This is a genomic window from Marinobacter sp. S6332 (genome assembly GCF_023016045.1).
Lineage (GTDB): Bacteria > Pseudomonadota > Gammaproteobacteria > Pseudomonadales > Oleiphilaceae > Marinobacter.
The window spans coordinates 61,156-71,146 of record NZ_JALKAP010000013.1 but is presented as its reverse complement, the minus strand read 5'-3'; the positions used below and the strand labels follow the sequence as shown (position 1 = coordinate 71,146).

Annotated in this window: 11 protein-coding genes; 9 read left to right on the top strand and 2 right to left on the bottom strand. The window is 53.4% G+C overall.

All coding sequences use genetic code 11. The annotated features are described in order from the left end of the window. Positions 1-5: 5 nt before the first annotated feature. The 4 genes from MWU62_RS16420 (at position 6) to znuB (ending at position 2,624) form a co-directional block, all read left to right on the top strand. Positions 6-464: a chemotaxis protein CheW gene (locus MWU62_RS16420; protein WP_247115894.1), complete on the top strand. Its 459-nt coding sequence runs from the start codon at positions 6-8 to the stop codon at positions 462-464. A gap of 76 nt (positions 465-540) precedes the next feature. Beyond that, a complete protein-coding gene (locus MWU62_RS16415; protein WP_247115893.1) occupies positions 541-1,032 on the top strand; it encodes a Fur family transcriptional regulator in 492 nt (163 codons plus the stop codon). After that, entirely contained in the window at positions 1,025-1,813 is a 789-nt protein-coding gene (gene znuC, locus MWU62_RS16410) for a zinc ABC transporter ATP-binding protein ZnuC (RefSeq protein ID WP_247115892.1), read from the top strand. Before MWU62_RS16415 ends, znuC begins: the two co-directional genes overlap by 8 nt. Continuing rightward, positions 1,800-2,624, top strand: a complete 825-nt coding sequence (gene znuB, locus MWU62_RS16405; RefSeq protein WP_247115891.1) for a zinc ABC transporter permease subunit ZnuB — start codon at positions 1,800-1,802, stop codon at positions 2,622-2,624. Before znuC ends, znuB begins: the two co-directional genes overlap by 14 nt. Positions 2,625-2,643: 19 nt before the next feature. On the opposite strand, the gene MWU62_RS16400 is transcribed toward znuB, so the two are convergent. Next, positions 2,644-3,726 carry a patatin-like phospholipase family protein gene (locus MWU62_RS16400; RefSeq protein WP_247115890.1) on the bottom strand — a complete coding sequence of 361 codons (1,083 nt, stop codon included), beginning with the start codon at positions 3,724-3,726 and terminating at the stop codon, positions 2,644-2,646. A 206-nt stretch (positions 3,727-3,932) separates the two neighbouring features. On the opposite strand from MWU62_RS16400, the gene MWU62_RS16395 reads away from it, so the two are divergent. Then, positions 3,933-5,000 carry a GGDEF domain-containing protein gene (locus MWU62_RS16395; protein ID WP_247115889.1) on the top strand — a complete coding sequence of 356 codons (1,068 nt, stop codon included), beginning with the start codon at positions 3,933-3,935 and terminating at the stop codon, positions 4,998-5,000. Here the strand turns inward: MWU62_RS16395 and MWU62_RS16390 are convergent. Further along, positions 4,997-5,920, bottom strand: coding sequence for an alpha/beta hydrolase (locus MWU62_RS16390; RefSeq protein WP_247115888.1), 924 nt, complete (start codon positions 5,918-5,920; stop codon positions 4,997-4,999). The two genes, MWU62_RS16395 and MWU62_RS16390, sit on opposite strands and share 4 nt — an antisense overlap. Positions 5,921-6,130: 210 nt before the next feature. On the opposite strand from MWU62_RS16390, the gene folE reads away from it, so the two are divergent. From folE to MWU62_RS16370, 4 genes are all read left to right on the top strand, one after another. Continuing rightward, entirely contained in the window at positions 6,131-6,700 is a 570-nt protein-coding gene (folE, locus tag MWU62_RS16385) for a GTP cyclohydrolase I FolE (RefSeq protein WP_247115887.1), read from the top strand. 24 nt (positions 6,701-6,724) lie between these two features. Further along, the gene (folX, locus tag MWU62_RS16380) at positions 6,725-7,099 is read left to right on the top strand and encodes a dihydroneopterin triphosphate 2'-epimerase (RefSeq protein ID WP_216006932.1); all 375 of its coding nucleotides are present in this window, start codon (positions 6,725-6,727) and stop codon (positions 7,097-7,099) included. A 35-nt stretch (positions 7,100-7,134) separates the two neighbouring features. Continuing rightward, positions 7,135-7,572, top strand: a complete 438-nt coding sequence (locus MWU62_RS16375; protein ID WP_247115886.1) for a CoA-binding protein — start codon at positions 7,135-7,137, stop codon at positions 7,570-7,572. A 192-nt stretch (positions 7,573-7,764) separates the two neighbouring features. Next, a complete protein-coding gene (locus MWU62_RS16370; RefSeq protein ID WP_247115944.1) occupies positions 7,765-9,933 on the top strand; it encodes an EAL domain-containing protein in 2,169 nt (722 codons plus the stop codon). The last annotated feature ends 58 nt before the right edge of the window (positions 9,934-9,991 follow it).

Here is a 9,991-nt window from a genome sequence, read left to right as displayed (position 1 = left end):
AAGCAATGAATGACAACAGCCAAACCCTCTCCTGCGTCATGATTCCTGTGAGCGGGCGACAGCTTTTACTGCCTAACGTATCCATTGCCGAGGTGGTGGACTATGCCAGCAACGATGCTGGTACCGGGGCACCCGACTGGCTTGCGGGCTTCCTCGATTGGAGGGGGCTGAGTTTACCGGTTGTCTCCTACGATGCGGCCAATGGTGGCAATTTGACTGTGCCCGGTGAAAACCGTGGCCGGATTGTTGTGCTCAACAGTGTTAGTGCCAACAAAAAGCTTCGCTTTATTGCTCTGATTACTCAGGGCATTCCCAGTCAAGTTCGAATTGGGCAAGAGCAGATCAAACAACTCGAGGCTGAAAACGGGCCTGCCGATTTAATGCTGGTTGACGTTGATGGCGAAACAGCCTGGATTCCCAACTTGGACTATCTGGAAACCCTTGCCAACGAGTCCTTAGCTTAAGCCCTAAGTATTTACCGTCTTGGCATCTGGGCACCTGCAAATGTTATAATGTTGCAAACCTTGCAGGATTCCGACTATGTCTTCCCGCGCGCTCCCGTACCGCCCACACAACCATGATGCTTGTGTCAGTCATGCGCTGGCTGAAGCCAGAGCCATTTGCCAACAACAGAATGCCCGCCTAACGCCCACGCGCGAACGGGTTCTGGAACTCATCTGGCAATCCCACAAGCCCCTCGGTGCCTACGACGTGCTGGCAAAACTGACCTCGGAAGGCCATAACGCTGCGCCACCAACGGTCTACCGGGCTCTGGATTTTCTTCAGCAATACGGTCTGGTGCATCGGATAGCATCCCTCAATGCTTTTACTGGCTGCACCCATGCCGGTAAACATCACACTGGAATGTTCCTTATCTGCCGCGCCTGCGGCAACGTACTCGAGTTAATGGAATCATCTGTAACCACCGCCATCGAAAATGCCGCCAGTGCTGAAGCCTTTCAACCCGAAGCAATAACACTGGAGGTAGCAGGTCTATGCCCCGGTTGTCAGGCGGACCAGCATCATGAGTGAAGCACTGGTTACCATCGAAGACCTTACCGTGAGGTTTGGCGACCGTTTGGTTGTTGATCGGGTGAACTTATCGCTGCACCGGGGCGACATCATTACCATCATCGGCCCTAACGGTGCGGGTAAAACCACGTTGATCAAAACCATTCTGGGTATTCAGGTATCTACCAGTGGTCGTATCATGCGTGCACAGGATCTGGTTATCGGGTATGTGCCCCAGCATTTGAGTCTGGAATCAACCCTCCCCCTAAGCGTCAAACGCTTTATGTTGCTCAGTGGCCAGTCGCTTGCGGAGTGTGAGTCTGCACTGGCAAGAACCGGAGTTAGTCATCTACTCAAAGCCTCGGTGCATCACTTATCTGGGGGCGAGCAACAACGACTTTTACTGGCGAGAGCCTTGGTCCGAAAGCCCGACCTTCTGGTACTTGATGAGCCAGCTCAGGGCGTTGATATCAACGGCCAGGCAGCGCTTTACGATCTTATCCGCCAGCTAAGAGACGAGCTCAACTGTGGTGTTATCATGATATCCCACGACCTGCATTTGGTTATGGCGGCCACCGATAAGGTTATTTGCCTGAACCAACACGTATGCTGCAGCGGCTACCCTGCCGACATCTCGCACGACCCAGCGTTTATTGAAACCTTTGGCCGACCAGTAGCCGAGTCTCTGGCGGTGTATCACCACCATCACAACCACAGTCACGACCTGCACGGCAACGTTGTTGGCTCCGATGCATCCCATTTAGCCACCGGGCATGAGGAGTGCCGCCATGAGCATCATTGATACGCTACTGAATGACTTCTTCTGGCGCGCACTTATTGGTGGTTTGGGTGTGGCGCTGATCGCCGGGCCGTTGGGCTGTTTTGTTGTGTGGCGAAGAATGGCGTATTTCGGAGATACTCTGGCCCACTCGGCACTACTGGGAATAGCCCTAAGCTTTTTGATCAGTGTTCCACTGCATCTAGGGGTGATCATTACCAGTGTAATTTTGGCCATGGCTTTGATGTTGTTTTCTCGCAACAAAACACTCGCAACCGACACACTGTTAGGCATTCTCGCCCACAGCGCGCTGGCCATCGGCTTGGTTGCACTCAGCTTTATGCCGAGCGTGCGGATCGATCTGACCGGCCTTTTGTTTGGCGACCTACTGGCCATGAACCGCAACGACCTGCTATGGATTTACGGCGGCGCTGTTTTGATTCTATCGCTGCTAACCGTTCTTTGGCGTGGCTTGCTCATGAGCACTATCCACGAAGAGTTGGCCCGGGTGGAAGGCGTACCCGTCGAGCGCCTGCGCCTGCTGTTGATGCTGATGTTTGCACTCGTGATTGCGGTTGCCATGAAGATGGTCGGTGTACTGCTAATTACCGCTTTGCTGATTATTCCGGCAGCCACGGCGCGCCGCTTAGCCAACACCCCGGAACAAATGGCGGCTCTAGCCGTCGTGTTCGGATTTATTGCGGTGGCAGGTGGTCTAAGCCTGTCGTGGCATTTGGACACGCCAGCAGGCCCCTCCGTTGTGGTCACGGCTTTCGCTACGTTTCTAGTCGTTTATGGCAGCGCTGGCCAGTTATCAGCGCGTCCTTCTGCCTAAGCAGCAAGCTGGCCAGCCGTCATAACGGTTGAAGAGCATTCACCAGACGGCCTGTTTCAAGCAATTCAAGAAACTCGTCGCCCAGGCGCTCGCTCTCGGCAATGGCTCTGCGCCATGCGCGCTCCCGACCGCTGTCGTTTCCTAAGTAGGTTTCGAAATCCTTACGGTCTGGCAGCTTGCCGTCCGGTAGGCGCTCCAGATAGTCCCTAGAAGGCGCCACCAACAGCACATCCTGCAAACGAGTTGCATCGCCACGACGCCACGGCAGCGTTTTATCAAACCACCCAGGTACCACGCGGTCGGTGAAGTGCGGGTATAGAACCACGCCCGGCTGCTCGTAGGGCAAATCAAGGTGGTAGTCCAACAGCCCACCATCTCGATAGATACCGTTCGGGGCGCCCGGAATATCCCGAACACCGGACATCACCATGGGAATGGACGCAGATGCAAGCAGAGCAGGCAGCAAGTTTTCGCGGCTCAAGGGTACTTCGTAGCTGCGAAAGTCAGCCAGCGGCGACAATGGCGCCTTCAATCTTGCGTCATGAAGTATCCCGCGCTCCATAAAGCGCCCCAGATGCCGCCGACCGACAGCGTTGGCTCCGATGGCCGTCACCAAACCAAATGTTAGCCGGGCTCGGGTATCTGGCTCTAGCATGCCCAAACTGCGCACAACGACTACATTCAAACGATACCAGGGATGCCCAAGGATGTAGTCCTCCCGCCCACCGATTAACTCATCGAGAAACAAAGCGCTTTGGCGAGTCACCTCGGCAGCACTGACACCTTTCGCAAATCGCTGTGCCGTATAGAGCTCCGCTAGCCGGGTCAGTTGGGCACTCGGGTTGTCCGATGAGGCAATCGCCGCAAACCGCCAGCTACCAATAGACGAGCCAATCAAAGAGCGCTCCTGCTCAACCCGAGGTAGCCAGTCACCAAAAATTGCCTTGTCCAAACCACTAAGACCGAGAGCCTTAGGGCCACCGGCAGCTCCGGGTACTACGTGCACATCATCCGGTGTTAGGGGCTTTTCCTGTAACCGCTGCAGGGTTCGGCGACCCGCCCGGATAGTAAGTGCGGGAGCGCGAGTGTGGATGGCGGTCATAAGGGTTTTTCCATAAGGGTTTAGTGTGAATGGTAATCAAATAGCCAGAGCATTTTAGCGAAGTGGTCATAAGGGGCCAACTGAACAACACTAATACTGCCAATAAACAAACACTTCAGATGAACAATTGAATACCCATGCTAAACTCGAATACAAGCCCAATTGCACATGCAGGGCGACTAAACAAAACCTAGCTGGAGTGTTCTGTGAACACGTTTTCTTCTATCGACCACTCATCCACTAACCCAACCTTCGCCGTGCTTGGTTTCAAACGTCAACTGGTCTACCACCTGCACTTGTGGGCATTCATTGCCGTGGCTCCGCTGGTTGTAGTGCAATGGCAGCACCATCACTTTCTACTTTCCGGCCTGTTGATTCTCTTCTGTATTAACGCGCTTGCTGTGATCACCCTGTTGTGGCTGCGTGACACCTATTTCCTGAAAGGCAGGCTATTCCCGCTCCTTGCCGTTGCGAGTGCCGCCTATTCAACAGCTATTAACGGACACGCAGGTCTATACTGGGCCTACCCGGCAGCATCAGCCCTGTTTTTTTTGCTGCCTCTAAGGGAGGCCATAGCCAGCAACATCATTTTTGTCACCACTATGGCTGTGGTTTCTTTCCTGAAGTTTCCCGAGGCTGATTTCTGGCGCATTACCTTTTCGCTCGGTCTTACCTGTGTGTTCTCCATGATTTTTGCCTGGCTGGTGGGAAAGCTGCAGAACGAGCTCAGCCGTGTGGCAACTACCGATCCTCTAACGGGGTGCCTCAACCGATCGCAGTTGGCAGATATTCTGAACAGCCAAATCCAGATGCGTGAACGCTATGAACGCGTGTCTAGCCTAATTCTACTGGACCTCGATCACTTCAAACTCATCAACGACCAATGGGGGCACCTCGCGGGAGACAAGGTGCTTAAAGAGATGGTTCTTAGATTGCGTAAGCGCCTCCGGGAAAGCGACAAACTATTCCGAATCGGCGGTGAGGAGTTCATGATCGTGTTGCCTGAAACCAACCAGCATGAGTGCAACCTTCTAGCACAACAGCTGCTGACCAGCATCAACGCCCGGCCGTTTCTTGAGAATATTAAAGTGACCGCCAGTGCCGGTATCGCCGAGGTTAGTAAAGGCGAAACCTGGTCTGTGTGGCTGAATAGAGCGGATCAGGCGCTTTACAAGGCCAAATCAAGGGGGCGAAATCAGGTTGTCAGTGCAAGCAGCCACCCGTCGTCAGAGCCTCATGATCCGGACAATCCCCCAAAACCCATAGCAAGTTAATGTCCCGCGTGGCGCTTGCGAAACTCCCTGTAGGCGGCAAACACCTCCCAAGGGCTCTCAAAGTGCGGGTAGTGTCCAACATTCCTTAACTGCACCACGTCGGGCTCGGGAATTAACTCCTGATATCGTCGGGCCGTGGCCGCGCCCGATACCGGGTCTGCGACACCTGAAATAAGGCACATGGGTTGTTTGGCATTCTGCAACGCCGACACCCAGCGGTGACGGTGGCACCGGCGTTCCTCCATAAAGTGGATGAGTTGGTGCAGGATGCCGCGGCCATTGTTGTAGGTAAGCAGATGCCAAAAATCGTCTGTATCTTGATCGCTTGGGCGATTTTTGCTGCCAAACAGCTTTAAAAAACTCCGCTCGAAGCTACGCCGGGTCAACCCCCTACCGAGCAACCCACCCAAGGGGCTGCACAGTAACTTCTGAATCATTAGGGGACTGTGCACTTCTGGAAACAGCGCCCCGTTTAAAAAGCAGACACTGGCAATCTCGAAGGGCAAAACCCCTTCCTGCTCACGGGCCAGAAGTTCTTGAGCGACACTGCAACCATAGTCATGGACAAGCAGGTGCACCGACCTGAGCCCAAGCCCTTCCAGCAACCCTTGCATCAAGTCTGATTGGTCTTCAATGCTGTAAGCGTGCTTACGGGGCTTGTCGGAGAAACCGAACCCAAGCATGTCCAAAGCCAGCAAATGGTTATTCTGGAGCAGCATGGGCCAAAGCCGGTTCCAGTCCCAACTTGCCGTGGGGAACCCATGTATCAGGAGCAGCGGCTCACCCTGACCCGCCATACGGCTGAATATTGCATGGCCTTCGTAGGTAAACCACTTGCCTCCCTGTTGCCACTCTTCAAGTGCAACCACCTCGCAACCAGAGACTCGTTGATCCTGGCTGCCCGGTTTGTCCTTGTCCATGCGCTGTCCCCGATAATACCTTTATAGCCCGCGACTTTAGAATAAACCCGCCCCTCCTGCCAGAGCGGCGCAGCAGTAGCCTTTAAACTACTATTGGTGATTGGTCTTTTCCGTGCACATAGTCGTAAATCGTAGAGATAAAGGGCAAATTCACTTAAGCTTTGGCCCTTATACCCCACCTCCGCACCATTAAGAGAACCGGATATCACTATGACCAAACTCCTTGACGACCTCGCGGGGCACTACCGCGCCATCATCAACGGGCTGGGTGAAGACACCAACCGTGAAGGTCTGCAGGATACCCCCATGCGCGCCGCCAAAGCCATGCAGTTCCTTACCCAAGGCTACCAGCAGGATCTCAGCGACCTTGTTAACAACGCGGTCTTTGAATCCACGATGGACGAAATGGTTGTGGTGCAAGACATTGAGCTCTACAGCATGTGCGAGCACCACGTCCTGCCCTTTATCGGCAAGTGTCACATCGCTTACCTGCCCCAAGGCCGTGTTTTGGGCTTGTCCAAGTTTGCACGCATTGTGGATATGTACGCCCGTCGCCTGCAGATTCAAGAAAACCTGACCCGACAAATCGCCGAAGCGGTTGAGAGCGTTACCGGTGCCAAAGGCGTCGCCGTTGTTATCGAAGCCCAACACATGTGCATGATGATGCGTGGTGTGGAGAAACAGAACTCAAAAATGAAAACCTCGATGATGCTGGGCCAGTTCCGGAAGTCTCAGGCAACACGCACAGAGTTTTTTAATTTGATCAGCGGCAATCGCTAATCGCGACGGCCTGATGGAGGCGGTATGACAAAGGTTTCCTGCGACCACAAGGCAAGAGTACAAATAAAGGATTTGCTGCTGCGTGCCTACATAGGCATAAAGGAAGAGGAAATAAACAATCAGCAGGATGTGATCATCAATGTATGCCTGACTTACGATGCAACAGAGGCAATTAACCGCAACGAGATCACTGCGGCGCTCAATTACCGCACCATTACCAAGCAGATTATTGGTCACGTGGACGGCAACCGCTTTGCGCTGCTGGAGCGCCTAACTCACGAGGTGCTCAATATCGTTATGGAGCATGGGGCGGTGCAGTGGGCGCAAGTGGAAATCGACAAGCCCCACGCGTTACGCTATGCCGAATCTGTGTCTGTTTGTCTTGAGGCGCACCGTTGATTCAATACCGATAACGCACCATAGGGGCCATCACCATGCCAAGCAATCAACCCGATCAAATGCGCGCAATTCTTGAAAGCGTTCGCACCATTGCTCTTGTAGGCGCCAGCGAGAAAACCCACAGGCCCTCTCACGAGGTCATGGAGTATATGCAGCACCACGGATACCGGATGATTCCTGTTAACCCCCGCCTCGCCGGTCAAAAAGTGCTGGGCGAGACAGTGTACGCCGATATTGCCTCGCTGCCGGAACCGGTCGATATGGTGGAACTGTTTCTGGCGCCAGAGCGCACGGACGCAGTAATTGATCAGGCGATAGAACTCAATATTCCGGTTATCTGGCTGCAGATTGGTGTGATCAACGAAGCCGGAGCCGCGCGGGCGGAAGCTGCCGGGCTAACGGTGGTGATGGACAAGTGCCCGAAGCAAGAGATTCCTCGGCTGGGTATCCCCACAGTAAGTTCCAGAACATGACCTGCAATGCAACTGGGCATATCTTTAGCGAAAATTGATTTATTATTTGTTACAAGCTGCCGTTACACTAATGCGTCAGGTTAATGTTAAACGGTGCACGTATTGAAACAATCACCCCAAAAACACGGGCCTTTGGTGAAGCGGTTGCTGCATCCCATATTTCCAGGGGTGATCTTTCTTTTATTTTTCGCCATGGCAGCAGGGCTTCGCTGGGGCTTGATTCACCAATATACCGGTCAGATCCAAGCCAACCTCGAAAACGAAACCAGGCTCATGGCTGCCAATCTGGAGCGTGAGTTTCTGGCTCATGCGGGCGCCATCCAACGGATGGCCGACCGAATGGTAGTGGATCCGGCAATCCCGGAAAGTCAATGGCGGAAGGATGCCCGCAATTATCTAGAAGACTACCGCATTTATTCTCTGATCGAGTGGATCGACCGCAGCAATGTTATCCGCTGGATAGAGCCACCTTCGCTGAATAGCACAATCCTTGGGTTCAACGTTGCCTTCAACGAACAACGTAGAACGGCTCTCGAGGCTGCGAAGCTTTCAGGCGATATCGATATTTCCGATGTACTGGAGTTACGACAGGGAGGCAAAGGCGTTGTTATCTATGCGCCGGTGGGAGCCGGGCCAGACAACAATGGTTTTATCGCTGCAGTTTTCAGAATGGAAACACTGGCTAGCGAACTGCTGGCAACCCGGGAACCGGCAATGTTCCGCATCGAACTTTTAAGTAAAGGTACACAGGTCTATGCTCTGAGCGCTTTCGAGAGTGCCGGTGACTCCATGTCCCACACCGTACCAATCGAGCTGCCGACTCTGGACTGGCAGATAACACTTGAACCTTCCCCGGCATGGGTGAATAAACAAACCAGCCCTTGGCCTCGCTGGGTTTTCATTTTGCTTGTCTTTACGGGGTTGGTGGCCAGTCTTGCGACACTTTTCTTGCAACTCACACTCAAACGCAATCGGGATTTGCTGGCAACACGTCGGGTGCTGGATGAGGAAATTGCCCAACGCAAAGCTATGCAACAAGACTTGGTGCGGCTGGAATCCACCGATGTTCTCACCGGTTTGGCGAACCGGCGCTTTTTTATGGAAGACTTGGCCCATGCGCTGACAATTGCGGATCGCCAGATGCGGCAAGTGGCGTTTGTGATGCTGGATCTCGACCGCTTTCAGATGCTGAACGACTCTCTAGGGCACCAGTTTGGTGATGCGTTGCTGGCTCAGGTTGCCGGACGCCTGAACCAACTCAGTGACGAGCGCATTACAGTAGCCTATTCCGGTGGTGACGAGTTTATGATCTGCCAACAGTATGTGGAGGATATTGACGATACCATTCACTTACTGGGCCAGATAAAACAGTGTTTTGAAATGCCTTTTGTAGTCGAGAACGAAACTCACAATATTACCGCAACCCTAGGCATTGCCGTTTATCCCCAGAGCGGTCTAGACGCCGATACCCTCCTGCGCAACGCCGATATCGCCCTGTACCGGGCTAAGGATCAAGGCCGTAATACCTACCAATTCTATACTGAGGGTATGCAGGAGCGGGAGGTAATGCGTCTTGAACTGGAAAAGGACCTGAGTCAGGCGCTTGCGAACAATGAGTTTGTGCTGCACTACCAGCCACAGCTAAACCTGAACAGCAACAAGGTCAAAAGCGTCGAGGCGCTGATTCGCTGGCAGCATCCCCGTCGGGGCCTTCTAGCGCCGGGAGAGTTTATTCCGTTAGCAGAGGAAAGTGGCCGGATTACCGATATCGGGCGCTGGGTGGTTATGGCCGCCTGCCGTCAATTAGCTGCCTGGAAGGGCACACCTTTTGAACACCTTAGAGTGGCGGTGAACTTATCTGGGCGGGAGTTGGATGATGAGCATTTGGTAGATTACATACGCGATACTCTGAATGGCGAGGGTATTCCGGCTGATCGTTTAGAAGTCGAGCTTACGGAGGAGATTTTCATTCAGAACATTGAGCACAACCGGGATCAGCTGTTCCGTTTGCATGATTTGGGAGTGCAACTGGCGATTGATGATTTCGGTGTGGGATATTCTTCTTTGGCGTATTTGAAAGACTTCCCGGTGGATCTTCTAAAAATCGACCGTTCGTTCATTACGGAGGTGACTGAGCGCCACGATGATGCCGTGATCACCCGAGCGGTGATTAATCTCGCCCACAATCTGGGCTTGCGGGTGGTTGCCGAGGGTGTGGAAACTCAAGCGCAGTTGGATTTTCTTAAAAGTCAGGGTTGCAATATAGCTCAGGGGTATTTGATCAGCCGCCCTGTTCCGGCGGCGGAGTTGGAAAAAGCGCTGGCCAGCGGTGAGCTTGAAAAGTGTGCGATGGTCGATTGAGGTTTGTAATTATTTTCTGTGATCCCCACCATTGCGTTGGCAGTGATTGAATTCTTAG

Bases quoted from the DNA above. Each gene is read 5' to 3' on its own strand.
- folX (WP_216006932.1), top strand. From the start codon at position 6,725: ATGACAAAGGTTTCCTGCGACCACAAGGCAAGAGTACAAATAAAGGAT.
- folE (WP_247115887.1), top strand. From the start codon at position 6,131: ATGACCAAACTCCTTGACGACCTCGCGGGGCACTACCGCGCCATCATC.
- MWU62_RS16415 (WP_247115893.1), top strand. From the start codon at position 541: ATGTCTTCCCGCGCGCTCCCGTACCGCCCACACAACCATGATGCTTGT.
- MWU62_RS16420 (WP_247115894.1), top strand. From the start codon at position 6: ATGAATGACAACAGCCAAACCCTCTCCTGCGTCATGATTCCTGTGAGC.
- MWU62_RS16400 (WP_247115890.1), bottom strand. From the start codon at position 3,726: ATGACCGCCATCCACACTCGCGCTCCCGCACTTACTATCCGGGCGGGT.
- MWU62_RS16370 (WP_247115944.1), top strand. From the start codon at position 7,765: ATGGCAGCAGGGCTTCGCTGGGGCTTGATTCACCAATATACCGGTCAG.
- znuC (WP_247115892.1), top strand. From the start codon at position 1,025: ATGAGTGAAGCACTGGTTACCATCGAAGACCTTACCGTGAGGTTTGGC.
- MWU62_RS16390 (WP_247115888.1), bottom strand. From the start codon at position 5,920: ATGGACAAGGACAAACCGGGCAGCCAGGATCAACGAGTCTCTGGTTGC.
- MWU62_RS16375 (WP_247115886.1), top strand. From the start codon at position 7,135: ATGCCAAGCAATCAACCCGATCAAATGCGCGCAATTCTTGAAAGCGTT.
- znuB (WP_247115891.1), top strand. From the start codon at position 1,800: ATGAGCATCATTGATACGCTACTGAATGACTTCTTCTGGCGCGCACTT.